Source organism: Limosilactobacillus gastricus DSM 16045 (genome assembly GCF_001434365.1).
Taxonomy (GTDB): Bacteria; Bacillota; Bacilli; order Lactobacillales; family Lactobacillaceae; genus Limosilactobacillus; species Limosilactobacillus gastricus.
The window spans coordinates 66,444-92,225 of sequence record NZ_AZFN01000003.1; the positions used below are offsets into that span (position 1 = coordinate 66,444).

Consider the following 25,782-nt stretch of genomic DNA (forward strand, 5'->3'; position numbering starts at 1 on the left):
AACTTTCCTAAGTTATCTCTTTTAAATTCTCAGCTCACCAGCTACATCCCCAGCCGATTAATGCTAAAATAAAGAAAAGATACAAAGGATGTGGTGGTATGTTTCCAGAACGTTTACGGGCCTTACGCCGCGGGCAAAAAATCACCTTACGGGAACTATGTGATGTGCTGAATGCCAATCTTGGCCCCGATGAACGGCCCAATACTCCGTCACAAATCGGCAATTGGGAACGAGGGATTCGGACCCCTAATTATATTGAAGTCCGCAAACTAGCAGAATTTTTTGACGTGAGTCTCGACTATTTAACCGGCCGTGCCGAACGTGATGATCATGATCTGGCAAAGCTATTCTTCTCGAGTAAGGATCTCTCCTTTAACCATACAACTTTAATTAGCGAAGATCGTTACGAAATTTTTCAATTGATTGATGGTTACTTAAAGGGCCGGCAAAATCGAAGTGAAACCGAAACTTTCTACGGCACGCAAGAAGAATTGAACCTCAAATTCTAGTCTGGAGGAACCTGTGAATCCCAAGAAACTCAAACAATTAAAAAAACAACACCGCAAAGCCAATCCTCAGCCGCAACAATCAACTTATATTCAACAATTGACGCAATACGGAGAACTTTTTCAAGATTTTCCGCGGATTAAGTATCTAATTAATCTCATCCTTGTTAACGATCGGCTGATGCAAGATCAGCTCTTACCCCAACCAGTCGTGAAAATGTTATTACCGGACGATATTCAAGATGAGATTTTTACCTATCTGAACCAACATTATCCAAGTGGTGATCCAATTGGCGATCGATTATGGGAAGAATATAGTGAGGCCTTACCAAAGCTTGATCGCTTATTACGTAATTACCGTGACTACTTGGAAGCAACTTATGGGATGTGGTCATTCACAAATACCAAATTTATTAGCGCCTTGAGCAAATACTTACAAGGAGCCCCCGTTCTAGAAATTATGGCGGGGAATGGCTATATCTCTAAAGGGCTTCGCGATCTGAACCACCAGCAGACTATCATCACAACAGACGACCAATCTTGGGTTAAAGAAAATGAAACTGGTAAGCATCCTGTGACTAAGGTGCAAAATTATTCGGCCATTGAGGCCATCAAGACTTTTCATGATCGAGTTGACTACGTCATTATGGCTTGGGCCCCTGATAAAGGGGATGCCGATTGGCAAGTCTTACAATTAATCCGTCAAGCCTACCCTGAATTGAAGTTATTAGTAATCGGTGAATACCAAGGAGCAACGAACTCCCAACAATTCTGGCAAACGGCGCAATTAAGTCAACCCGATGCTTTACAACCCCTAAATCAAGCCTTACAATCATTTGACCTCATTGACGAACAAATTTATCTGGTCCAATAGTAAAAGGCCACCAACTTGACCATTTCTGATCAAGTTGGTGGCCTTTTAAGGTATTGATATGATCTCAGACTCAAGAACCAGTTCACAATCGTCCTTAAATCGAACACCCTACAATCCGGTAGGTTTTGTGTCCCCTTTCCGAAAAAATCAACGTAACCAATTGGGGTTGGTTACCGACCTCTCGGCTCATCGTAACTTTAATTTAACACACTTTGTAGCTGGTGACTAGTCATCAGCACTTTCCCGATTATTAATTGCCGTTGCGATGTGTTCAGTTACCCAGTTCTTAAAAGGCGTAACATAATCGTCAACCGCCGGCATTAATTCATCAGCCGTCGTTAATTCGTCAATCCGTAATCCTGAAGCATTCACCTGATCACCCTCAATAACCATGTAAACTTTAACTTCATACGGCGCAGTTTGGTCTAACAATTTCGGATCCAGGCGAGGAGCTTCAATTAATGGGACATTAATTAGATTCGTTTCTAAGCGTACGTTTACGGGATCCCCTACTGGCATCTCAACTTGCCAACTAAATTGAGCTAAGTAGCCAGCAGCTAACTGACTGCTAACATGTTCGAGCCCCGCTAGTAAGTTTTCCTGGGTAAGTTGATCAGCGGTTAAGCCTTGTGAAGCAACTTGAATGCGTTCTGCTTCTAACTGTGTAAGTAATTCGGTAACTGTCATTTCCATTATTTGTGTCTCTTCCTCCATCGTGCCTCGTGAGCTTTGGTCCGTTGATTAAAGCCATCGACAATCCCAGTTAAAGCTGTCATCACGCCGATTACTCCAATAAGCTGTGTTAAAATCCCTAATCCTGAAAAGCGTGCACTCACTTGTAAAATTCCGCCTAAGGAAAGGACTCCAAAATAAAGCATCACTATAATCGTCCCGTAAGAAGCAAGCATGGTTTGGGTATATTTGGCGATAATAATGACCGCTTCTAAAATCGTCATTAGAATAATCCGCCCCCAGATCGCCCCACTCAACAAAGAGGTACCAATTTGAACTTGCATTAAAATTTCAATTAGACAAGCCATGAGCCAGCTGATCAAGGTGACGAAGGCAAATCGTGTTTCTTCTTTCATAATTGCTCCCCTTGCATTATTCCCAACAATTCTACCTGATTGGCAATCAATCTGCAATTCATCGAGTAGAATTAAGTTTTTATGTGAATTTCTTAATAAAATCAATTATAATAAAGAAAAGCTGTGTGGAGGGGAAACATTATGCAACTTAAAGAATATCATCATATTTTGGTGCCGGTCGATGGGTCCAAAGCCACCGAAGCCGTCGTTGCTCAAGCAGCAGTCATGGCGAAAGCCCACCACGCTAATTTAGAACTCTTGAATGTCGTTCAAGTAGCTCAATTTAGCGATGGAATTATTTCGGGAATTTCTTTGGATAAAGATCAAACCTACAACCTCATTAATCAAGCCAATGAACGTTTACAGGATCTTAAAAAAGAACTAGAAGACGCTGGCGTGGAAAAAGTCGGCGTCCATGTCCGTTTTGGTAATCCTAAACAAGTGATCGCCCATGACTTCGTGGAAGATCACCAGATTGATCTAATCGTGATGGGCGCCACCGGATTATCAGCGGTTGAACGGATGGTCGTTGGCTCTGTTACCCAGTATGCAACGCGCAATGCCGATGCAGATGTCTTAGTCGTTAAGATCAATAAGGATGATTTTAAGGTCAAGAGTTCGTCAGACGAACCGATTGTTGGACTATAGAATTTAATTAATGGCAAAGCAGCTGGCGAAGGAACTTCATTCTTCGCCAGCTGCTTTTCTTTATTCAACTCCTTTTAAAACTTGAACCATGTCCAACTTTCGAATTCGTCGACTTATCAACAGACTCGTTGATAAGGAACATAGCCAAACAAAAACCGACGCGAGTGTCATCGTCACCCTAACCAAATATACTCGGACGTGAAAGACCTTTTATTTATACCCGATAATGAATTCAAACCAACCCTTAAGTTGTCAAGATTATAGGCCATTCCGCTTTTCCATTAATTTTCGGAATGCTAATTCTTTGCCACCAACGTGTTCAATTTTTATTAGAGTTTCTATCTCCGATAAATCTGATCGTTGTAATGCATCAATCAAGTCTTTTTGACTTCTATCGTACGTTAACACTTGACCATGACCTGCTGCCAAACATTGTAAAAATAAACGAGTCGACCTTCCGTTTCCCTCTCTAAATGGGTGCAAAAAATTCAGATCGTTTAGTAAATCTGCATATATTTTTCTGTTAATCGGAATTGATAATGGTAAGGATTTCAATTCATCATTTATATGATTAATACCACTGGATAAAGCATGGACCTCCAGAAAATGAAAACCTCCTTTAGCCAAATCGTAGTCACGTATCTCTCCTGCCCATTCGTAAATGGAACCAAACAACAATAAATGGATTTTACACAAATCATCAATGGACTTAGGAATTCTTTGCTGATTTAAATATAAATAAGAGTATCTTGAAACCACAGTATATTCATATATCCTTAGTTGCTCAGCATTACGAACATCAAGTTTATTTCTTAGAGTCCCATTCGAATAATTAAATTTATCCATAATTACTCGTCACCAAATATTTCTTTATATCGTGCTATGTATTCGGGATCTGGATTATGAGCAAATCTTAATAGATCTTCGATATCTTGCTTAGTTGGCTCCCAACCTTCCATCACATTATTTTCTACCGCAAATCTAATTTGTTGGTACATCTCATAATTATCGATTTTAACGCCTTGGATCGTCATTAAATCATCATTGGTTTCTAATTCGAATTTAGAAGGATTTATAATATCTAATAGTTGGCCAGCTGACATATACAACGGTTTAGCTACAGCATCCAATATTTTAATTGACCAAGAATCAATAGGTCTATTTAATGTTTGATTAATAGTCGCTAAACTAATTCCACTTGTTTCAGCTATCATAGTTTGAGTGATTTGATTATCATCTAATAAATTTTTCAATGTAACATTCATCATTTTAATCACCTCACTTATATGATACCATATTTTAATATGGTTTTTCATAAAAATCCCCCTAGCTCCTATCTCAGAACTAGGGGGATTTACATTACTTCTTTAACGCTTCTTCAACCTCAAAGCCCATTGGAATAGATGGCATGGCGCCATATTTTTGGACAGTTAAACTAGAAGCTCGTTGGGCATAGGTAATTGCTTCATCCAGGTTATCTAAACTTGTTGAAAGTTGGGAAGTTAAGGCCCCAATGAAGGTATCACCCGCCGCAGTAGGGTCAACGGCTGTGACCGTAAAAGCCGGCACGATTCCTGCTTGATCCTTGGTAGCATAGTAAACCCCGCGTTTCCCTAAAGTAATTAACACTACTGGGATCCCCATTGCTTGGAAATGTTGGGCGATCAGATCCAACGAAGCTTCATCAGTTAACTTGACCCCCGTCAATAATTCGGCTTCCGTTTCGTTGGGTGCGACCACATCCACATATTGGGCTAATTCAGGAATCAATTGACTGGCCGGTGCAGGATTTAAAATCGTCACGACTTGATGTGCTTTCGCCCGCTTAAAAGCTTCCAAGGTCACCGCTTGGGGCGTTTCAAATTGAGCAATCATAAAATCAACGTCTTCAAAAACTTGATCAGTGCCATCCAAGACGCTGGTAGTCATTGCTTGATTGGCTCCACCATACACCATGATATTGTTTTGGCCCTCTTCATTAAGAGTTACTAAGGCTGTCCCCGTTCCATGATCCATATTCGTGGTTAAATGCGCCGTATAGATCCGCTCATCGTCTAAGCACTCACGCATTAGCTTTCCTTCATCGTCATTACCGACACTTCCGATAAAGTAAGTTTTCGCCCCTGAACGGGCGGCCGCAACCGCTTGATTCGCGCCTTTTCCCCCGGGAGCTGAACTCCGACTAATGGCCGAAATTGTTTCACCCGGTTCCGGGAAACGGACAACACGATAGGTCGTATCCACGTTCAAACTCCCTAATACCGCCACTCGATTTACCATGATCTGATCCTCTTTTCGATTATTTACATCTTTAATTTTACCAATAAAAAAAGGCGTGTGAAACCGCTTTTTTGGTTCACACGCGCTTGATGGTTAATTTACTTTAAATTAAGACGTTCTTTAACTAAGGCTTCTACTTCTTCAGCCGTATCAAGATTTAAGGCATCGTCAACTAATTTTGCACATTCCGTCGTGTCTAACTTCGACATCATACTCCGAGTCCGTAAGATGGAAGTGGCGCTCATCGAGTATTCATCAAGGCCCATCCCCATTAGCAATGGTAAGGCGAGTTGATCCCCAGCCATTTCACCACACATGGCAGCTTTAGCATCATGCCGGTGAGCTGCATCAATCACATGCTTGATTACACTTAAGAGTGCCGGGTTCAATGGTTGATAGAGATAAGAAACCGCATCGTTACCCCGGTCGGCTGCAAAGAAGTATTGGATCAAGTCGTTAGTCCCGATACTAAAGAAGTCAACTTCCTTGGCTAGGGCGTCAGCGTTCACGGCAGCCAATGGAACTTCGATCATCATCCCAATCTTAACGTTATCCCCTAAACTAGGGTGATCTGCTTGAACTTCCGCCTTGGCTTCTTCGTAAATTTGCTTTGCCGCCCGTAATTCAGCGACAGTCGCAATCATTGGGAACATGATTTCAATTGGACCAAATTCTGAAGCCCGAATCAAGGCCCGTAATTGGGTCTTAAACATATCTGGTTGTTCCAAACAAATCCGGATGGCCCGGTAACCCAAGAATGGATTCAATTCTTCCGGAAGAGGCATGTAATCTAATGGCTTGTCACCACCGATATCCATCGTCCGGACCACGACTGGTTTACCATCCATCCCAGCTACGGCCACCTTGTAGGCCTTGAATTGTTCTTCTTCAGATGGGAAGTGGTCGCTACTCATGTATAAGAATTCTGACCGGAATAACCCGACCCCGTCAGCCCCTTGGGCCATGGCATCTTCCACATCGTCAGGAGTCCCAATGTTAGCCGCAATTTCAAAGTCCTTACCATCCTTAGACTTGGATGGTGCATCGACCATCTTAGCCCATTCAGCCCGTTCTGCTTCAAAAGCGGCTGCCTTATCTTCGTATTCCTTCACTTCGGCTTCACTTGGGTCAACAATCGCATCCCCATTTAAACCGTCAACGATCACGGTTTGACCTTGCTTAGCAGTGGTGGTGATTTCTTGTGAACCGACAATGGCTGGAATCCGTAGAGTACGTGACATAATCGCCGCATGGCTCGTCCGGCCCCCAAGGTCCGTGACCATCCCTTTGACATACTTGGCGTCCATTTGGGAAGTGTCGGATGGGGTAATTTCGTGCGCCACAATAACCACTGGGTGATCAATTCCGGCGATGTTAGGTAATTCCTTGCCCATTAAGTTACTCATGGCCCGTTTAGCCACATCCTTAACGTCAGCAGCCCGTTCTTGCATGTAGGCATTATCAGTCATGGCCGCTAACATATCTGAGAAGTTAGTCGTTACCTTATCAACGGCTTCTTCGGCGCTGGTTTGGTTTAATTCAATATCATCTTTGATTTGTGAGAGCATTTCCGGATCGGAGAGGATCGCAATATGTGCATCAAAGACGGCTAATTCTTCATCACCTAACCGGCTCTTGGCATTTTCCTTGATGGTTTCTAATTGACTGATTGAGTCTTGGAAGGCCTTTTCGACCCGCGCATATTCCGCCGCGGTGTCGTCAACCTTCTTCTTGTCGTATGACAAATCAGGATCAACTAAGAGATAGGCTGGGGCAACCCCAATCCCATCACTAGCAGCAATTCCTTTTACAACTTGTGACATAAACATTGTCCTCCTTCACATCTTATGTGATAACCGTTTAACATAACACTTATACATTATAAACCGCTTTCATAGATGAAACAATTGATTTTTCGGAAAATGATTCCTTTTTAACGCTTACTTAAACGTTCATATAATTCATGTCCAACGACATCATTCGTCCACATCCACGCAATATGACCTAAGGCTTCGGAAAGGTGTTCTTCAAAAGGCTGATCCTTAGCGGCGGGAACAGTCCCCATTGCCGGCATAATTCCTAAATGAAAGGCTACCCAGACGGCTAAGCCAAAAATTGAACCATCACCAACTCGTAAATATTGACGGTTTTCGGATAATACCTCATAAATTATGGCAAAAGATATTGAAAAGCCAAAGTGAACTAGATAACTAGTAATAGGCAAATCATGTCCTGAATAACGATATGTTAAATGGGTTATTGATTTGGGAATTCCCATTTGTTGCAATAATTTTTGGGGTGGGTTAGTCTCATCACGTTCTTTAGTTCGTGGTGGCAAAATATTTTCCCATCCAAGTTTCACTAATCCCGATACTACCCCTGCAGCTGTTCCTGCAATCATTGCTTTTTTCAAATAGTCTTGTTTCATATAAATCACCTCATGTCTGTTTCATTATACATCATAAGTCTTCACCATGCGGTTGACTAAGAGTTCATGCATCTTATATTTTATACGACAACAAAAAAGCTGATATTTAGGGGTAGATACCCTGAATATCAGCCTAGCAATGTAAGTGTATTAGACAAATTCAATCCCTAAATTACGATTGAAACTCAAACGATGCGCTTCAATCTTCTCTCTTTCATTATCGATGGGCCTTCATCAACTCAACCCCACTCGATCGACCTACGATCACCAGATCAACCGCATCAAGAAAGAGTCCATGTTCCACAATTCCTGCTGTTGACGCTAAATCCCTTGCTAAGGCATGGGGATGGGCAATGACACCTGTTTTTAAATCAATTATTTGATTCCCCTCATCGGTCTTAAACAATTGGTCTCCTTGCATTCGCCATTGCGGATGATAGCCGCGATCGGCCAATATTTGGAATAACTTTTGCGAACCAAACGGGATGACCTCTACTGGAACTCCGAAACGACCAATCCGGTCAACCAATTTGGATTCATCAATAATCCATACATTCCGCGTCGATGACTGATTAACGATCTTCTCCCACAAGAGCGCCCCACCGCCCCCTTTAATCCCTTGAAAATCAGCATCTACCTCATCCGCCCCATCGATCGTGAGGTCAATTTGCCGCACTTCATCGATCTGACGACAATCGATGCCTACTGCCTGAGCCAATTGCATGGTCTGCCGAGACGTGGTAACCGTTTCAATTTGTAATGGTTCTTCTTGCATTCGTTTCCCCAGGGCCTTAATCAAATACGCCACTGTGGAGCCACTGCCAAGCCCAACAACCATCCCCGATTCAATTTGATCAACAGCCGCTTGGCCGACCAAAGCTTTTAAATCATTTTGATTCATTTCAATGATGCCTTTCAATTATTTGATAGCGCTTTCTCACACATTCAAATTATAGCTTTTCCACCCCTGAATGAACAGACATATTCAAAAAAAGAGATTACCAATTGGTAACCTCTTTTTTATCACATTTACAATGTGTTTTAAGTCAATTGTAATTACTTAAGCCCCGTCCACTTCCAGTTAGTAACTTCAGGTAAGTCCTTACCTTCAGCATGAACGTAAGCAGTGTGCTTAGCAAGCATGTTGTCCATTTCTTGAACAAATGCCGTTGCCTTTTCTTCGTAACCAGCAACCTTTGAGATTGCGTCCTTAGCAAGGTCGAACCGGTCAAGCTTGCTCATAACCCGCACATCAAAGGTTGAAGTGATGTCACCATTTTCACGGTAACCATGAACGCTCAAGTTGTGGTTGTGACGGTCAAAGAAGATACTTTGAAGCATGTCTTGGAAACCACTCCAAGCAAAGATCACTGGCTTGTCAGCCGTGAAGTAATGGTCAAATTCAGCATCTGAAAGCCCTTCTGGGTTCCGACTTTGTGACATCAACTTAAGTGGTTGAACCACGTTGATGAAACGAATCTTCAATTCAGGGAAGGCCTTGTGTAAGATGTCAATCGCAGCCAAGGCTTCTTCGTTAGGTTCCGTCCCAGCAGCTGCAAAGACAACATCTGGTTCTGCCCCTTGGTCAGTAGATGCCCAATCAACGTAGCCTAAACCATTGTTAACAATCGTCTTAGCTTCGTCAAGTGAGTACCATTGTGCCCGTGGTTGCTTGGAAGTAACGAATAAGTTAATAACATCTTGGTCGTTGAAGGCCACGTCAGAAACTGCCAATAATTGGTTGGTATCAGCTGGAATGTATTCCTTGATTAATTCTGGACGTTCCTTTTCAAACAAGTGCGTTAACAGACCTGGATCTTGGTGAGTGTAACCGTTGTGGTCTTGTTGGAAGACCGTGGAAGTATCCACAAAGTTCAAGGCTGGGATGGACTTCCGCCAGTATTGTTCCTTAGCCTTACGTAACCACTTCATGTGTTGAGTCAACATAGAATCAACAACCCGACCAAAGGATTCGTAAGTAGCGAAGAATCCGTGACGACCAGTCAAGGTGTAACCTTCTAACCAACCTTCAGCTTGGTGTTCGGAAAGTTGTGAATCGATCATCCGACCTTGTGGTGCCAAGTTTTCATCGTTTGGTTCATGAATGTTTTCCATCCATTGACGCTTGTCTTGGTCAAGCACCGTGTAAAGACGGTTGGACTTGGATTCATCAGGACCGAACCCACGGAAGTTGTTCGGGTTCAATTCCATCATCTTAGCAAGGTACTTAGCCCATTCAATCATGTCTTGAGCAACCACTGAACCTGGTTGGTCAAACTTCAGGGCAAAGTCGTTGATGTCTGGCAATGCCAATGGCTTTTGGTCTGCCCCACCATTAGTAGCAGGGTTAAGAGCCATCCGTTGGCTACCTTCAGTAGCGTTAGCCAAAACTAATTCAGTTGGGTGACCATCTTCGTCAAACAATTCTTCTGGCTTGTATGACTTCAACCAATCAACTAACATGTCAACGTGTTCCATGTCGTCTTGTGAAACTGGTAGTGGAACTTGGTGAGCCCGGAATGAGTTTTCAATTGGGTTCCCATCAAGATCAGTCGTTGGACCAGACCAACCCTTAGGTGCCCGAACAACAACTACTGGCCAAGCTGGCAAGGAGTTGTCATTGTTTTCCCGAGCGTTCTTTTGGATAGCCTTGATTTCTTCAACGGCAGCATCCAATTCCTTAGCCATTTGTTCATGAGTTTCCATGATGTCCTTGTAACCACTGAATGGATCGTCAGACGTCTTGTAAGCAGAAACAAAGTGTGGCTTCCAGCCCATTCCTTCGAAGTACTTAGTAAGTTCTTCGTCGCTCATCCGGGCAGGAATAGTTGGGTTAGAAATCTTGAACCCGTTTACTTGAAGGATAGGCAACACAGCCCCATCCTTAATTGGGTTGATGAACTTGTTTGAGAACCATGAAGTAGCCAATGGGCCAGTTTCGAATTCCCCATCACCGATTTCAACGGCAGCGATTAAGTCTGGGTTGTCTAAGATTGCCCCAACCCCATGAGAAAGGGCGTAACCAAGTTCCCCACCTTCGTGAAGTGAACCTGGTACTTCTGGAGCAGCGTGTGAAGCAGTCCCACCTGGGAATGAGAAGTGCTTGAACAACTTAGCCATCCCGGCTTCATCTTGAGTAAATTCTGGGTAAAGTTCCGTGTATGAACCATCGATGTATGAGTTAGTTTGCATAACTTGACCACCGTGACCAGAACCTTCGATGTAGAACATGTTAAGGTCATACTTCTTAATTGCCCGGTTTAAGTGAGCATAAATGAAGTTTTGTGGTCCGATCGTACCCCAGTGACCAATTGGCTTTGGCTTCACGTCAGATGGCTTTAATTCCCGACGTAATAATGGGTTGTGCATTAAGAACATCGCACCAGCTGAAAGATAAGTGGTTGCGCGCCAGTAGGCGTCAACGCTTTCCAAGTATTGCTTGGAATCGTAATCTACAGTCATAGATATTATCTCCTTTAGATAAAAAGTAACTACTACGTTTGACTTATAAACGCATTGTAAACTCGCACATTGCTCGAATTTACAAAGACTATCATAACGGTTTTGGCGGAAATGTCAACCTTTTTAGAAATTGGACCGGTCCAATTTTAAGAAAACTTATATATTTAACCATATTGCTGAATTAAATAAGCTTCGATGACTTGTAAGACCCCATCTTCATCATTAGACGGCGCTAAATTTTGGGCCGCTTTCTTGACGATCGCCATCCCATTGGTCATGGCATAACTGTGCCCGACAAATTCCAACATCGATAGGTCATTTTGACCATCTCCAAAGGCCATTAGCTCACTTGCCTGCCAGTGATTGGCTTGGCATAATTTGGCGAGGCCCGCCGCTTTATCTTGGCCAGTAATAATCAAGTCGAGATCATCATAGCCACTGGTAACGGCAGTAACTCCCTGAATATGATCATTAATGTAGGTCTGGAGCTGGCTAGTCTGATCCACGGGAACCTTGATTTGCATCTTAACGATCGGTTCGTTAACTTCTTGTAAATCATCAATTCGTTTCAAACCCAGATAATGGTGCTTGACGGAGTCAAAAAACTCATCATCTTTTTCACCCATCAAATAAGCTTGGTTAAAGCCCGAGAGAATAAATTGACTATCGGGCAAGTCTTGATGTAGCCGGAATACATCTTGAATCGCGCTTGAAGTCATTTGCTCACAGGATAGCACCTGTCCAGCTTGGATCACTTCAACCCCATTTTCAGCTACATAGGCGAGCTCGGCTTGGACCGGAGCAAACTGCTTTTTTAATTGGTAATGTGGATTCCCACTGGCCGCAATCAAGGTAATCTGATGGTCCTGTAACTGACGAAAGACTTTTAAAAAGCGATCGTGATTATAAGTTCCATCAGAATGTAAAAAGGTCCCATCCATGTCAACAGCAATTGCTTTAATCATTTTTAATCTCCATTAATGTTGGTAAAAGTGTTGTAACGTAGATATTGGTAGTGAAAACGCATATTAGACACCTCAAAAGGCGTTCCATCGTCTAAAAAGAAGACCCCATCCAAAACCGCTACCGGTTCGGTTGGCTTTAAATCCAACAACTCTTGGTCCACGGCTGTTGAAGGTGCTGCCGATACCGAAACATAAGAGCGGGTAACCGTCTTACCCAAGGCAGCTTCGATATAATTAAAGACCGATCCTTGAACCACTTCTTCTGAAATCGTTGGCGCAATCTTAATCGGGATATAACCCGTTTCCAGGATGAAGGGTTGATCATCAATATAGCGAATCCGTTTGATCTCATAGACAAAATCGGTTGGGTTCAAGAATAGGTCCGTTTGAACCTCTTCGCTGGCCGGGATTACTTGAAAGGACTTAACCTCAATGCACTGGGTTTTTCCGTCGAATTGGTAACTATCCGTAATTCCTAGATTGGATCCTTCATAAGAAAACATTGCCTGTTTCTTTAAGTATAAAGGGTTAATAAAGGTTCCCGAGCCCCGCTTTTTAAAGATAATGCCTTGGCGCACCAAAATTTCTAAGGCCCGTTTGATTGAGCTACGGCTAACCGCATACTGTTGACTCAAGCTCCGCTCATCCGGCAGTTTCATTTCCGGGTACTCACCATGCATGATCTTTTGTTTTATATCTTTCATGACGGTGCGGTATACTAAATCTACCATTTAAATTTGACTCCTTTAGTCATTCACTATTTTTATATTATATCAGTCCAATTTATTTGTGGATACTAATTACATATTAATTGGATCGAACCACTTTTGCTTACGGAGGTACCAATCTTGAGTAAGAAAAAAGGGATCAAAAAGACCCAGGTCGAACAAATTTTAGATAAACATCATATTCCATATCAGCAGGCTGCTTTTGCGACCACCCAGGATGGCGACAGTGCCCGCTCCTTAAAAATGGATCATCAGGGCATTGATGACCATCTCATCTATAAAACCCTTGTTTTGAGGGGGAACGTCACAGGACCGCTGGTCGGCGTCGTGCCCATCGATCGACATCTTGACGAAAAAGCCCTGGCACGAGTTTCCGGCAACAAAAAGGTCGAAATGGTCCCCTTAAAGGATCTCTTGAAAACCACCGGTTATGTCCATGGAGCTAATACACCGATCGGGATTTATGAAAAATACCATTACCCGATCTTTATTGATAATGAAGCTCAAGCAACCCCTACAATTTACGTTTCTTCTGGACAAGTGGGGCGTTCCGTCCAACTCAAGGCTAGTGATCTAGCCGACCTCGTAGACGCTACCTTTGCCGACTTACAGAAATAGCTTATGGAAAATTTAATTAATATCTTCTTTGTAATTTTAATTTGGATCATTGCTATCCCCACGACTTTAAGCATCGCCCTTTGTTATGTGGGTCGTCTCAGCAAAACTGCGACCGTTCGCTTTGGTGGATTTTATGGTCAAATTATTTTTGGTGGAATCGGCGTCATGATCCATGAATTAAGTCACCTATTAATGGCCTTACTTTTTCGTCATCATATTACCGGCTTTCGGTTGCTCCATATCCCGCGGAAAAACGATCCCAACGATCGCGCCTTAGGATATGTCAACCACACTTGGAATCCGCAAAGTTTTTACCAACAAGTTGGGAACCTTTTTATTGGGATCGCCCCCCTCTTTGGCGGGATTGCGGCTCTTCTAGCAACTTTTCGTTGGCTGACGCCGGGAATGTACGATTGGTGGTTAACCTTGATGGGCAGTGAACACCTGGTGATTGCCAATCAAACCCCTTGGTGGCAATATTTAATCGCCATCATCCTAGTAATTCATATTAGCGTGGGTTGTTTTGATCTTAGTCGCGCTGATTTACAAAATTCCAAGCAAGGCTTAATTGTTGCCCTTGGCTTAGTTGTCGTCATTACTCTTATTTTAAGTTTATTGATGTCGGCAAGTACTTTTCAAACCGCTATCTTCTCATGGTTCCCAGTGGTTTATTGGGCCTTTGCCTTAGCAATTGCCTGTAATTTATTAGTCTTGTTAGCCTTTTATTTAATGTATCTATTTAAACGTTAATTCAAGAAAGAAGGTTTTACCTATGTCTCAGTCCTTATCCGCTTGTACCACGGTTTTAGTCGGTAAAAAAGCCACCATTGATGGCTCTACCATGGCTGCCCGTAATGATGATACTTTTAAGCCCTTAACGCCCCAGCGAGTGGTGGTTTATCCCAAATATAGGCAACACCCGAATCAAGTACATTCGTATTTAAACCATTTCGTTGGTGAGCGACCGGCGGAGGGCGCACGTTATCAAGGGGTCCCGAACGTGAATTACGAACAAGAAGGGGTCTTTGATGAAAATGGCTTCAACGAATTTAATGTTGGCATGAGCGCCACCGAAAGTGTTTATGCTAACGAACGCGTCCTCGCTTTTGACCCACTAAATACTGAATCTGGGATCAACGAAGACGTGATTGTTGCAATGACTCTTCCCTTTATTCACTCTGCCAAAGAAGGGGTCCAATACCTTGGTCAATTAGTTGCCCAATATGGTTCTGCTGAAGGAAATGGGGTCATTTTCGTTGATCGTGACGATGTCTGGTATATGGAGATCGTTACCGGTCATCACTGGGTCGCCCAACGGATTCCTGATCAAACTTATGCCGTCACCGGTAATCGGGTCGCCATCCAAGAAGTTGATTTCACCGATCCCCATCAATTCATGTGGTCAGACGGCATCCGTGACTTCGTTGATCAACATCATCTTAATCCTGATTTAACGGGCTGGAACTTCCGCCATATTTTTGGGACCGCCACTAGCTTTGATCAACACTACAATACCCCTCGGCAATGGTATGGTCACCGCCTATTAAAACCAAGCCTAGAACTAGACCCCACGGATTTCGATCTGCCCTTTATCCAAGAACCTGATCGCAAACTATCCTTAACTGATGTGGAAGCCGTTCTGTCGAGTCACTATCAAAACACTCCTTATGATCCCTTGGGACATGGGAGTGACGCTGATAAGCATCGATTCCGACCGATTTCATTAAATCGGACCCAAAATTCACATATCCTTCAGGTTCGTCCTGACCTACCGGAAGTGGCTTCGACGATCATGTGGATGACGCTGGGTATTCCAACTTTCACTCCCTATGTACCTTTCTTTGGCAATGCTGATACCTTAGATGCCGCTTATCGGCTAACGCCGCCAGAAATGAACCTTGATTTCAAGAGTGCCTACTGGATGTACCGAGGACTTTCTATGCTTGTCGAGAGCCATTATGCCGAGTTTATTCAGGCTGACTACGACTATCTCAAAGGTGCTCGCGAGTATCTGTATCGGTTTGTTGAAGATACCGCGCATCAAACGGCTGATTTAACTGCCAACGAAGCAATTCAAGTCTTAAATACGGCTTCTACCGAACTAACGACGGAAATGGCCAAGCGCACTAAAAAATTAATGAGCCAACTAATGATGCAAGGACTCGAATTATCCAAATTAACTTTTAAGATGGATGCTAATTTATAAATTAAAATCAGGTCGCTAACCCAAATTAAGGTTTAGCGACCTGATTTTAATTTCAGCGAAACTACTGTTTTCATTACGGCAAACTTAATTTTATCAACAAACAACACCGGTTGGGCTTGCCAAGGTTGATTAGGGAGATAAACCACCCGGTGCTGATTTTCATACCAATTCTCCTCGTTTAGTTCCGTTAACGGAACTGGATAATTGTCTACCGTAAAGTTTCCGGCAGCAATTAACTGAGCCAACAAAAATAATTCTTTACCAAAAGTAGCCGCGGCAATACTACCGAGACCAGAACCAAGGAGGCGCAGATTATTGGACCGTAAATAGTTGGCCGGTAAAGTCACTTTAGGTCCAGCAATGCTCCCAATTTGGACCCACTCTAACAAGCGATCATGCTCTGTCCGTGCAGCTAAAAGGGCCGTCATCAGGTCGGCAGCTGGCTGACCATACAAGTAATCCAAAACTACATCTACATCCGCATATGGTTGCAGATTTTGTGCTAAGTGATCATCCAGTAAGACCCGCCCATCTAAATTTAATTGTTGCAAAGCCTCCGCATTCCGGGCGACACCGATAATCGCTTGGGCGCCTAAATAACGGGAAATTTCAATCGCTAATTTACCGGCATTCCCCGTCGCTCCTAAAATTAGCACTTTTTTACCTTTAACCCCTGCAGACAATTGTTGCCGAATTGCCATCCACGATGATAAAGCTGGATTCATCGAAGCTGCCAAACTAGCAGCATCCGTGGATAACGGCAAAGGTAACAGATGGTGTTGATCTACCAAGGTATACTGAGCAAATGACCCGTATTGCCCTTCTGAACCCATAAAATAATATAATTTTCCATCGTCAGTTTGGCCAACCCCATCTAACCCTGCTACAAAGCCAGTTGCTTGACCTGCGGAGTAATGACTCCCATTCGCCCGCGAACGGGTCACATTATTGATACTGGCCGCTAATACCTTGATTAAAACTTGACCTGCTTGGGGTTGTGGAACTTGGATTTCTTTGATTTGCGGGATCTTATTAAAATCTTCAACCACCGCAGCTTGCATTGTTGATTTCATCAGTTATCATTCCTTTCTTTTTATATTACCGGTAATTTATTTTAATTATACCTAGTTGTGCTATAATGTCAATATAAATTACCCGTAATTAAAAAGGAGAATAATTATGATTACTTTCCAAGACCTTCGTCAGGTCCTCCAGCACTTTGATGAAGCTAGCGAATCCCGGCGACAACAATTAATTCAAACGATTATCCAGGAGCAAGCAACGCCTTTGCCTCAGGACCTTACAGATCGTTTTAATCAGGACCGCTTTTCACATTCTGAGATGAAATTACTTTCCTATATCGATAATCACGGCGGCGAATGTTCTTATCAGCAATTAACCCAGGAGCTCGAGCTTTCTCAAGGGATGATTTCGCGTTATGTGAACCGACTAACTACCAACGGATTATTGGAAAAATTTCATCGTAATGGCAACAAAAAGTCCGTCTATTTAAAAATTACCCCTACTGGCCAGCAAGTCTCTCATATTCATCTGACCATGCATCGGCGCGAGGATGAATACTATAATCAAATCTTAGAAAAGATTGATGAAAATGACCTGCAAGCAACCCTAAATATCCTACAAAAATTATCATAGAACCTATCAAACAAGCCTTTTCATCCGCTAAATTTGTCGTTACAATAGTATATACAATCTCTTAAATCGAAAGGAAGACCTGCCATGGATCCACTATATTGCCTTTACATTTCCATCAGTGGAAATACCCGCTCCTTCATGCAACGCCTGAAGGAATACGCCCTCCAACTTCATACTATTAATCCTGATCAAGATTACCCACTCATTGATCTAAAGGAAATTTCCGATCAATCTATCCCCACTCGCGAAGACCGCCCCTTCTTCGTTTTTGTGCCAACCTACCTCGATGGTGGAAACGGGTTTGAAACTGGGACGACGGAAGTTATGACCAATTCCTTTGGTGAATACCTATTAGATGGCGATAACACTGATTTAGTCATGGGTGTTGTTGGCAGTGGTAACAAGAACTTCAACGAACAATACTGCTTAACGGCTCGGAAGTACGCTAAAGAATGTCACAGTGAGGTCATTGGCGATTACGAACTCCGCGGTACCGATGAGGATATTGAGCGAATTTACCACCAATTAGTACAAGTAGCCAAGAACTATCGTAATAAGTAAACAAAAATAGGCCGGGAAACCGACCTATTTTTGTTTACTTGTTATTGAGCGCCCAGCGATATGGAAAATTAGGATCATCTAAGGACCATGTTCCGATCACTTGACCATCGGGACCGATTACTTTAACAATCGTCGTGGATGAGGATGAATTATTACTCGTTCCACTCTTGGAACACGAACCAGTCGATGAACTTGTTGTGTCTGCCGCGGATAATTGAGATTGCGCAGCTTTTAAATCAGCCTGAGCCTGGTTAAGCTTTGTTTGAGCTTGGTCTAGCTTCTCTAGAGCGGCTTGATAGGCCGCTTGCGCCTGCGCTAAGCTTGTTTGTAAGCTAGCGCTTTGACTCGCATCCAGACTAGTCGTGGTTGTCGGTGCGGTCAAAATTGTTTCACCTCCCTTAGCCTGGAAGGTTGCCTGGTCTTTGATATAGGCACTGGCATCCGTAATATCAATAATATGAATTCGAGTATATAGATTCCCATCAGCTTCAATCGCATCCGTAGCTACGCCAAGATAAGTAATCCGTTGATCTGTTGGAGTTTGATCCCGGACAAAGTTATTGTATCTCAAGGTTCCAAGCAAGGAAACCGTATGACCGTAATTCGAATCAGCATCTTGGAAAAGCATCTGCATAATAGCTGTATAGAGCTGATTTTTCAAATCCGCCATGGTCGTGGTTGTTTCATATTTTCCAGTAGAATCCCAAAGGACATTAATTGCTAGATTCTCATAATACTGACTATTGCCACTAGTGGTCGCCAAACCATAGCCGCTCGCCACCGCATTAATCCCACTGTAGTAATGTTGTAAATCAGTATAACGATCATTTTGGTATTTATTAGCTACATCAATTGCCATCGCAACAGCTCCCGTCGTGACAACCACCCGACCAGTATAATCAACTAGACCTAACTGTTCCCGCGCTTGGTTAATCACCTCGGCCGCAAACCAGGATAATTCATCAGCCTGGCTAGTAGTTAAGTTAGTCCAATCGGCAGCGGTCGCTAAGTCACTAGCATCCGTATCCGCATATGAATTTAAGGCGTAACCTTGATCAAGTGCTTGCCCCCAAGTTTGCTGAGCAGCACTCAGTTGGGCACTAGTTGCATTGCTATTAGTCAGAATCTTTAAATAATCATTCGTCGCACTTTGCATAGCTGCATTCACGGTGACCGTTGGGGTATTCGCTGAACTGGCCGAAGTCGCCGTCAGTTGACTTTGAACGTTTTGGACCGCCGCAGAGGTTGAATTGACTGCCGCTTGTGCCTGATCGTATTCACTTTGCGCCTGGTCAACTGCCGTTTGCGCCGAATCCACATCTGACTGCGCCGTCTGAGCTGAACTTTGCTGGTTGGTAGCATTTGAGTTAGTAGCGACCGTGCCAGAACTATCCGCTTTGATGGTTGGCGACTGACTCCAGAAAATTCCACTCGCCAAGGCAGTTGTTGAAATAAGGGTTAAAATGGTCTTTTTCATAATTCACCATCCTTTCTAATTTTGGGGTTGCGTCATTTTAGCATGTCGTTGCCAATAAATATGTGTATTGAGTTATATACATAAATCAGTGTCAAGCCAGTATTTATCAATGGTTATCGGTTATCAGTCGTCGAAAATTTTTATTCGATTATTTGAAGTTATATCAAAAGTTATTTAAAAAGGCGTTTAAACAGGCCCTGCCAAGGATGGCAGGGCTTTCATTATTTTCAAACATATATTTATTTTCTTAACCTTAAGCCTGACTTTATAAAGCCGAAACTTATTTGATAACACAGAAATCTATTCACAAACCTATAAAAAGATCTTTTTCACAAAATTTATAGTGAATTTTCGAAAATAGTGCTAAATTATCTCCGCAACTTAATTATTTTAAATTATTCTTGATATATATCGTTAGTTATCCTACTTTCAGTTAAATTTCTAAATAAATATAATATATATTAACGCATAACTTTGTGAAAACTGACCCTGGTACCAAGGAGTAAATTCGAAAGGATTTCATTATGGATTTTAAAACACGCCGAAAATTATACAAAAGTGGTAAACAATGGGTCATCAGTACCATCTTTAGTGCTGCCGTTCTCTCAGGAATGATCTTCTCGAGTCAGCCAGTCACGATTCACGCCGACTCAACTCCAAGCATTACTAACTCCTCCAGCGCTGCCAGTATTGATTCTGCCCAAGTTGCTCGGGATCAAGCGATCGCAATTGCAGCAACCAGTCAATCCGCGGCTTTATCAGCTAATGCAGCTGCTGTAGAAGCAGTGAATGATCGGCTAGAAACAGCACAAAATAACTACAACGAAGCAGTAGCTAATGCGCCTGAAGTTACTAAAACGGTTGCCGCTAATCAACAAGCCGCCACTGGTAGTGATGATTGGAATCAATTAACGACGACCGAACAAAATGCGATCCAAGCCATTGTAACGACACCTGGAAATGAATACTATCAATCTTCGTATCCCGCTGAATTAGCCGGTATGTACCCCACCATCACGATTGGTGAAAACAGCACCAATGTCTTTAAAGACGGCGTAACCACCAATATTGTTGGTTCAGTCGACCAGCTCCCCTTAACCTTTTATCCTGGAATCTTACAGTACGATCCAACTAATGACACTTCAGCCACCGTTTCTGGACAACTGACCCGGGATCAAGTAATCGAATTAAATGACCTGTCCAACACTTGGATGAACTGGATGCGCAACTACATCTACAACACCCTGGGTTGGACCATTCAATCGGCCACAAGTGATGAAAAATACTCCAAAGATAACTTCCAAACCGCTGATAACCAATTATTAACTTTAAGTAGCCATTTAGACTACTTTAATGAAGCGCAGAATGTCGCTGCTGAACGTTCCGCCGAACAACTCGGTTACCAACACAGTGTTAATTTAAAGGGTCTCGATGGTTCGGGCTTCCGACGGGGTTCCCAATACACCTATCGGGCTATGGCCAATGATCGTCAGTTAACGGCCAATAAGAGTTCTTATGCCGGTGAAAACCTTTATGAGATCTCAGGAAAGACCATGTTGCAACTAGAGGTTGACCTCTACAACAAAATGCAAGCTATGCTGTGGAGTGAGGTACTACAAGAAACTCCTGACAGCACTAGTGAACACCCCGCCTATTACGTTAGTGGTCACCTGCTTAACACTTTGACGCCATACAATTCGGAAGCATCACTCGCTACTCAATACGTTGATGATGATACTTATTATGTTATTTGGGAATTTGCCGGTATTAAAAATGGTCAAGCCCTCACTGATAACGGCAAAGAGACCGTATCTTCGGGGATTATTGATCAAATCAAACAAGCCACTAGTCCGACTAGCAAAACTTACATTGACTACACTGGCGATAATATCGTGACAGCTCAAGAAGCCTTAACCGCAGCTCGACAAAATGCCCAAAGTGAATTGTCAACTCTGGAAGCAACCGCTGTTCAAATCAACCAAGATTACGCTTCGGCAGTTCAAGCGGCCAATGAAACCTACAATCTCGCTTTAGCTACGGCAACAGAGCAATCAAATCAGACTAGCAATGCTACGGACAATGATTCAGTTCTCTCATCCACTCCCGTAACTGCGATCCCTACTGACGATGACACCGCTGCTCCAGTGTCAGACAAGTCTTCCATGAGTGACTCTGTTTCTGAAACCTCGACGGCATCCGCTAGTGAAGAAACCAGTCAAAGCACTGCCGAAAACAGCTCAACGACTACGAGCCCCACAAGCGTTAGTTTAGCGACTACCAATTCAACAACTGCGTCGACTGTCTTAACACCTGCAACTTCTACAAGTGATTCAGTTGTTACAGCAGCGTCAACTCCCACTAACCTTACCAGTAATAACCAAGACGTTACTAATTCAACCAATCCCACCCCTGTCGAAAGCACCTCAACTGCTAGCAGTGAAATGGTTAGTCAAGAACCCGCTCAGTCAACTGCATCGTCAGCCGTGGCAAGCACTGCAAATCAGCTTAATCAAGTAAATGTTATCTCAGCTTCAACTGCATCATTAGCATCTGAAACCACATCTGTTGCCTCTACTAGCCAAGCTCCTCACATTCTTCCGGCTACCGCCACTAAAGCAACCAGCCTCGTGGCAATTTCTACCACAAATACGACCGCATCTGCTCAAAAGGCGACTAATGAAGACCAAAAGAACACTACCTTGACACAAACTGGCAATCAATCAACGGCTGTTTTTGCCTTCTTAATGGCTGGTTTGACTAGTTTCCTTAGCTTGATTGGCCTCCGTCGTCTTAAATAAATCCACTTAACAAAACTAGATTGGTATATAAAAACGAACCCCCTAAGTTAGACCAGCCATCCAACTTAGGGGGTTCGCTTATGCTACCCGGATTACTTTTTAACTATTTCAGATACTTTTCTGGGTCATCCAACAAGTCTTTTACTTGTACTCGTTGACGTTGATTATCAGTTACCGATTTGATTTCTAATTCTTCAGTTTCAACTTCGCGATCACCAACCACGACAAAGTATCGACTATTTTTCCGTTCGGCTTCTTTAATCTGCTTACCAAGCTTGATCCCTTGATAATCTTTATCAACTGCCAGACCTTGTTCCCGCAACTTTTGCATTAACTTAAAGGCGTACTGGTCACCAGTATGATTTGCGGATACGAAGAAAAGGTCCAGGGATGGTTGGGGGATAAAGGCCGGGTTTTCCTCTTCTAAGAGCAATAATAAACGTTCAAAGCCAAGGCCGTAACCGATCCCGCCTTCTTCTTCGGGGCCACCCAATTGGCCAATCAAACCATTGTAGCGACCACCACCACAGACGGTGACATAACCTCCCCCAAAGGCTTTGGAATCAGACATAATTTCAAAGATAGTATGGGTGTAATAATCTAAGCCCCGAACCATCGTTGGGTCCACCACATAATCAATCTCAAAATCATCTAATAAACTCTTCACTTGGGCAAAGTAATTGGACGAGTATTCATTTAATGAGTCCATAATTGACGGCGCATTGGCCACAATTGCTTGATCATGCTCATCTTTACTATCTAAGACCCGTAGTGGATTCTTTTCTAGCCGAGTTTGAGAATCTGCACTTAATTCATCTTTATAGGGGGTTAAGTAGTTGACCAAGGCAGCATGATAGGCCTCTCGTGATTCGCGATCTCCCAAGGTATTAATTGCCACCCGTAAATTATTAATCCCTAGCCGCTTAAAGAAGGTTAAGGCTTCTAAAATGACTTCGGCATCAATTTGTGGCGATTCACTATTTAAGGCTTCACAGCCGATTTGCGTGAATTGGCGTTGCCGACCAGATTGAGGCCGTTCATAGCGAAACATCGGTCCAATATAAAACATTTTATAGGGTTTTGGATATTCTGGTCCAAAAAGTTTGTTTTCCACATAAGAGCGGACCACCCCAGCCGTTCCTTCAGGTCGCAAGGCAATGTGACGGCCACCTTTATCATCAAAGTCGTACATTTCCTTGGTGACAATATCCGACGTTTCGCCAACGTTTCGCGAATAAACATTAAATTCCTCAAACATCGGTGTCCGAATTTCTGAATAACCATATTGATGAAAGGTCTCCCGAGCGACTGCTTCCACCTTTTGCCATAATTCACTATCCCCCGGTAAAATATCAGCGGTTCCCTTTGGTTTTTGATAGCGACTCTTTGCCTTTGCCATATTTTCCTCCAATTAACTTTTTAAATTATTAATTCCAAAAGAAAAACTCCCCCACGGCAATTACCTGGAGGGAGTTGATAACTCTGTGCCACCTCTGTTCGTGATAATCTCACAATTATCACCTCATTAAGTCGGTCTTGACTTACGCAACTAACGGAGCGGCCCGGATAATCTATTCTCAAGTGTGTATTCACGTTATGACCAGCTTTCAGCAGGACTGGATCTCTGTTCAATTACCATAACGCTTTCGGGTTTGAAATTATCATTTTCATTTAACTTATGATTGATTCTATTCAGCTCAGGCCCGCTTGTCAAGCCCTATCCTACAAAACCGCATCAACCATTCCTGCACTAATCTGCCAAGTAATTCCATAAGCATCCACAATCTGACCCATCTGCCCATCATTTTCCCGTTTTCCAAAGGGAATCGTGACCCGCTGTTGGTCCGATGCAGATAAACGTTGGAAGAGTTCCTTAGCCGCGCGTTCGTCATCATCAAAATCAAGCATAATAGCGATTCTCGATGAAACCTGTGGATCCGACATCAACGCATCCGCACACACAATCACTTGTCCTGCAATCGAAAATTCCGCTTGCATGGTCGTATCCATCATTTGATCGGGATCTAAGCCCATCGATTCGATTTGTTCCTCACTGAGGGGCCGGTGAGCAATGATCTCCGCACCAAATTGTTCAACGTAATAATCCATCGCCTTTTTCGCATTGTCAAAAATCAAGTATGGATATATTTTTTCCATATAATGCCTCCATTTCGCGATGGATAAATTATACGCAAGATCCGAATTTCCGTCAAACCAGGGCCTTTTACTATGATAGAATGATGGACGGAATTTACTTTAATTAACTGAGGAGCAAATCTATGAAAAAACGCCAATACAGTCGGTGGCTAGTTTTAGGAATCTTCTTACTTGCTGCTTGTATGCGCTCACCTTTTACTTCTTTACCATCCGTGATCAATCAAATTGCGGCTAGCTTCCATCAACCAGCCACTAATCTAGGAATCTTGACCACGGTCCCCCTAATTTGTTTTGGACTTTGTTCCACTATTGTACCGACTATCAGTCGCCGCTGGGGCAATGAAGTCACTTTGGGGGTAGCTTTGCTGATCATGGTGATCGGTTCTTTTCTCCGGATCTTTAATTTTGTAACTTTGATCTTTGGCACAATTTTAGTCGGAATTGCCATCACCTTTTTAAATGTATTATTGCCAGCTGTAATTACGGAAAATATTCCGCAAAAGATTGGTCTCTTGACCGGGATGTACAATGTTTCTTTAGCGATTTTTAGTGCAATTGGCGCCTATGTAATCACCCCGGTCACCCAAGCAACGAATTGGCAGACCGCCATTATCGGTTTTACCCTCCTGATTGGCGTGACCTTTATCGTCTGGTTGCCTAACCTGCGCTTTAACCACCGTCATTCCGGTCCTACCCCAGCAGCGACCCAAACGCGAATTTGGACAAATCCTCGAGCTTGGCTATTATTAATGTATTTTGGTCTCCAATCCTTTGCCTTTTATATCATCGTCGCTTGGCTTCCTTCGATTGCTATGGCCGCCGGGCTTTCAAATGCAACCGCCAGTTTAGTCGCGAGCGCTTTCCAACTATTATCGCTTCCAGCTGCCTTTCTCATTCCGACCATCACTCCCCGGTTTAAAAATCGAGTTCCCCTAGTTATTATGGCGGCCACTCTCCTATTAATCGGTCTGATCTTATTGCTCTGGCCACTTAAATCATTAGCTTACTTTATTTTCATCAGTTTCCTCTTGGGGACGGGAACCTCGGCCACTTTTGGGATTGTCATCACCCTCTTTGGCCTTAAAAGCCATTCGCCAGAAGAAACGAGCCGGTTATCAGGAATGGTCCAATCCGTTGGTTACATTCTCGCGGCTTTAGGCCCTGTGATTGCCGGAAATATCAAAGCGACGACTGGTAATTGGCAGGCCAGTTTATGGATGACCATTATCGTCGTCGTCATTATGATCGCTTTTGGCGCTCTGAGTGAACGACACCAATACATTAACTAGGATTTATTTTAAACTAGACCAATTCTAGACCAATTTAACAA

Annotated in this window: 25 protein-coding genes; 10 read left to right on the forward strand and 15 right to left on the reverse strand. The window is 43.1% G+C overall.

Annotated features, from left to right (window positions below; translation table 11 throughout):
• Nucleotides 1–98: 98 nt before the first annotated feature.
• Nucleotides 99–509 carry a helix-turn-helix domain-containing protein gene (locus FC60_RS01495; protein ID WP_056936743.1) on the forward strand — a complete coding sequence of 137 codons (411 nt, stop codon included), beginning with the start codon at nucleotides 99–101 and terminating at the stop codon, nucleotides 507–509.
• 13 nt (nucleotides 510–522) lie between these two features.
• Complete coding sequence (locus FC60_RS01500) at nucleotides 523–1,380, forward strand: hypothetical protein (RefSeq protein WP_056936744.1); 858 nt, start codon at nucleotides 523–525, stop codon at nucleotides 1,378–1,380.
• A 225-nt stretch (nucleotides 1,381–1,605) separates the two neighbouring features.
• Here the strand turns inward: FC60_RS01500 and FC60_RS01505 are convergent, their stop codons facing one another.
• Nucleotides 1,606–2,073 (reverse strand): hypothetical protein, encoded by a 468-nt coding sequence (locus tag FC60_RS01505; RefSeq protein WP_056936745.1) that lies wholly within the window; start codon nucleotides 2,071–2,073, stop codon nucleotides 1,606–1,608.
• Nucleotides 2,073–2,468, reverse strand: coding sequence for a hypothetical protein (locus FC60_RS01510; RefSeq protein ID WP_056936746.1), 396 nt, complete (start codon nucleotides 2,466–2,468; stop codon nucleotides 2,073–2,075). The genes FC60_RS01505 and FC60_RS01510 overlap by 1 nt, the downstream gene beginning before the upstream one ends.
• 141 nt (nucleotides 2,469–2,609) lie before the next feature.
• Here FC60_RS01510 and FC60_RS01515 point away from each other — a divergent pair, with 141 nt between their 5' ends.
• Nucleotides 2,610–3,116 (forward strand): universal stress protein, encoded by a 507-nt coding sequence (locus tag FC60_RS01515; RefSeq protein ID WP_056936747.1) that lies wholly within the window; start codon nucleotides 2,610–2,612, stop codon nucleotides 3,114–3,116.
• 258 nt (nucleotides 3,117–3,374) lie between these two features.
• Here FC60_RS01515 and FC60_RS01520 read toward each other — a convergent pair whose 3' ends face one another.
• The 9 genes from FC60_RS01520 to FC60_RS01560 all read right to left on the reverse strand — a co-directional run bounded on the left by FC60_RS01520 (nucleotide 3,375) and on the right by FC60_RS01560 (nucleotide 12,982).
• On the reverse strand, nucleotides 3,375–3,962 hold the full coding sequence (locus FC60_RS01520; protein WP_056936748.1) for a Fic/DOC family protein: 588 nt from the start codon (nucleotides 3,960–3,962) through the stop codon (nucleotides 3,375–3,377).
• Nucleotides 3,963–3,964: 2 nt separating this feature from the next.
• Complete coding sequence (locus FC60_RS01525; RefSeq protein ID WP_056936749.1) at nucleotides 3,965–4,432, reverse strand: helix-turn-helix domain-containing protein; 468 nt, start codon at nucleotides 4,430–4,432, stop codon at nucleotides 3,965–3,967.
• A 43-nt stretch (nucleotides 4,433–4,475) separates the two neighbouring features.
• Nucleotides 4,476–5,396 (reverse strand): ribokinase, encoded by a 921-nt coding sequence (rbsK, locus tag FC60_RS01530; protein ID WP_056936750.1) that lies wholly within the window; start codon nucleotides 5,394–5,396, stop codon nucleotides 4,476–4,478.
• Between the two features lie 98 nt (nucleotides 5,397–5,494).
• Complete coding sequence (gene ptsP / locus FC60_RS01535) at nucleotides 5,495–7,219, reverse strand: phosphoenolpyruvate--protein phosphotransferase (RefSeq protein ID WP_056936751.1); 1,725 nt, start codon at nucleotides 7,217–7,219, stop codon at nucleotides 5,495–5,497.
• A 110-nt stretch (nucleotides 7,220–7,329) separates the two neighbouring features.
• A complete protein-coding gene (locus tag FC60_RS01540; RefSeq protein ID WP_056936752.1) occupies nucleotides 7,330–7,824 on the reverse strand; it encodes a DUF1440 domain-containing protein in 495 nt (164 codons plus the stop codon).
• A 217-nt stretch (nucleotides 7,825–8,041) separates the two neighbouring features.
• A complete protein-coding gene (rpiA, locus tag FC60_RS01545; protein ID WP_056936753.1) occupies nucleotides 8,042–8,725 on the reverse strand; it encodes a ribose-5-phosphate isomerase RpiA in 684 nt (227 codons plus the stop codon).
• 155 nt (nucleotides 8,726–8,880) lie between these two features.
• Complete coding sequence (locus tag FC60_RS01550; protein WP_056936754.1) at nucleotides 8,881–11,286, reverse strand: phosphoketolase family protein; 2,406 nt, start codon at nucleotides 11,284–11,286, stop codon at nucleotides 8,881–8,883.
• Nucleotides 11,287–11,450: 164 nt separating this feature from the next.
• Nucleotides 11,451–12,251 carry a Cof-type HAD-IIB family hydrolase gene (locus tag FC60_RS01555; protein WP_056936755.1) on the reverse strand — a complete coding sequence of 267 codons (801 nt, stop codon included), beginning with the start codon at nucleotides 12,249–12,251 and terminating at the stop codon, nucleotides 11,451–11,453.
• 2 nt (nucleotides 12,252–12,253) lie between these two features.
• Nucleotides 12,254–12,982 carry a GntR family transcriptional regulator gene (locus FC60_RS01560; RefSeq protein WP_056936756.1) on the reverse strand — a complete coding sequence of 243 codons (729 nt, stop codon included), beginning with the start codon at nucleotides 12,980–12,982 and terminating at the stop codon, nucleotides 12,254–12,256.
• Nucleotides 12,983–13,099: 117 nt separating this feature from the next.
• Here FC60_RS01560 and ybaK point away from each other — a divergent pair, with 117 nt between their 5' ends.
• Genes ybaK through FC60_RS01575 form a run of 3 tightly spaced genes read left to right on the forward strand, consistent with a single transcriptional unit; the run spans nucleotide 13,100 to nucleotide 15,803 of the window.
• The gene (ybaK, locus tag FC60_RS01565; RefSeq protein WP_056936757.1) at nucleotides 13,100–13,597 is read left to right on the forward strand and encodes a Cys-tRNA(Pro) deacylase; all 498 of its coding nucleotides are present in this window, start codon (nucleotides 13,100–13,102) and stop codon (nucleotides 13,595–13,597) included.
• 3 nt (nucleotides 13,598–13,600) lie between these two features.
• Entirely contained in the window at nucleotides 13,601–14,347 is a 747-nt protein-coding gene (locus FC60_RS01570; RefSeq protein WP_056936758.1) for a hypothetical protein, read from the forward strand.
• 22 nt (nucleotides 14,348–14,369) lie between these two features.
• Nucleotides 14,370–15,803 (forward strand): C69 family dipeptidase, encoded by a 1,434-nt coding sequence (locus FC60_RS01575; RefSeq protein ID WP_056936759.1) that lies wholly within the window; start codon nucleotides 14,370–14,372, stop codon nucleotides 15,801–15,803.
• Between the two features lie 32 nt (nucleotides 15,804–15,835).
• Here FC60_RS01575 and FC60_RS01580 read toward each other — a convergent pair whose 3' ends face one another.
• Nucleotides 15,836–16,876, reverse strand: coding sequence for a quinone oxidoreductase family protein (locus tag FC60_RS01580; protein WP_056936760.1), 1,041 nt, complete (start codon nucleotides 16,874–16,876; stop codon nucleotides 15,836–15,838).
• 106 nt (nucleotides 16,877–16,982) lie between these two features.
• Here FC60_RS01580 and FC60_RS01585 point away from each other — a divergent pair, with 106 nt between their 5' ends.
• Together FC60_RS01585 and FC60_RS01590 are read left to right on the forward strand one after the other, a co-directional pair.
• Nucleotides 16,983–17,459 carry a MarR family winged helix-turn-helix transcriptional regulator gene (locus FC60_RS01585; RefSeq protein ID WP_056936761.1) on the forward strand — a complete coding sequence of 159 codons (477 nt, stop codon included), beginning with the start codon at nucleotides 16,983–16,985 and terminating at the stop codon, nucleotides 17,457–17,459.
• 84 nt (nucleotides 17,460–17,543) lie between these two features.
• Nucleotides 17,544–18,020, forward strand: coding sequence for a class Ib ribonucleoside-diphosphate reductase assembly flavoprotein NrdI (locus FC60_RS01590; protein WP_056936762.1), 477 nt, complete (start codon nucleotides 17,544–17,546; stop codon nucleotides 18,018–18,020).
• Nucleotides 18,021–18,054: 34 nt separating this feature from the next.
• Here FC60_RS01590 and FC60_RS01595 read toward each other — a convergent pair whose 3' ends face one another.
• Nucleotides 18,055–19,497 (reverse strand): SEC10/PgrA surface exclusion domain-containing protein, encoded by a 1,443-nt coding sequence (locus FC60_RS01595; RefSeq protein ID WP_056936763.1) that lies wholly within the window; start codon nucleotides 19,495–19,497, stop codon nucleotides 18,055–18,057.
• Nucleotides 19,498–20,021: 524 nt separating this feature from the next.
• On the opposite strand from FC60_RS01595, the gene FC60_RS01600 reads away from it, so the two are divergent.
• Nucleotides 20,022–22,295, forward strand: coding sequence for a KxYKxGKxW signal peptide domain-containing protein (locus FC60_RS01600; protein ID WP_056936764.1), 2,274 nt, complete (start codon nucleotides 20,022–20,024; stop codon nucleotides 22,293–22,295).
• 103 nt (nucleotides 22,296–22,398) lie between these two features.
• Here FC60_RS01600 and hisS read toward each other — a convergent pair whose 3' ends face one another.
• Both hisS and FC60_RS01610 read right to left on the reverse strand, forming a co-directional pair.
• On the reverse strand, nucleotides 22,399–23,694 hold the full coding sequence (gene hisS / locus FC60_RS01605) for a histidine--tRNA ligase (protein WP_056936765.1): 1,296 nt from the start codon (nucleotides 23,692–23,694) through the stop codon (nucleotides 22,399–22,401).
• A 323-nt stretch (nucleotides 23,695–24,017) separates the two neighbouring features.
• Nucleotides 24,018–24,452 (reverse strand): VOC family protein, encoded by a 435-nt coding sequence (locus FC60_RS01610; protein ID WP_056936766.1) that lies wholly within the window; start codon nucleotides 24,450–24,452, stop codon nucleotides 24,018–24,020.
• Between the two features lie 122 nt (nucleotides 24,453–24,574).
• Between FC60_RS01610 and FC60_RS01615 the strand changes: the two genes are divergently transcribed.
• Nucleotides 24,575–25,741, forward strand: a complete 1,167-nt coding sequence (locus tag FC60_RS01615; protein ID WP_056936767.1) for a CynX/NimT family MFS transporter — start codon at nucleotides 24,575–24,577, stop codon at nucleotides 25,739–25,741.
• Nucleotides 25,742–25,782: the final 41 nt, after the last annotated feature.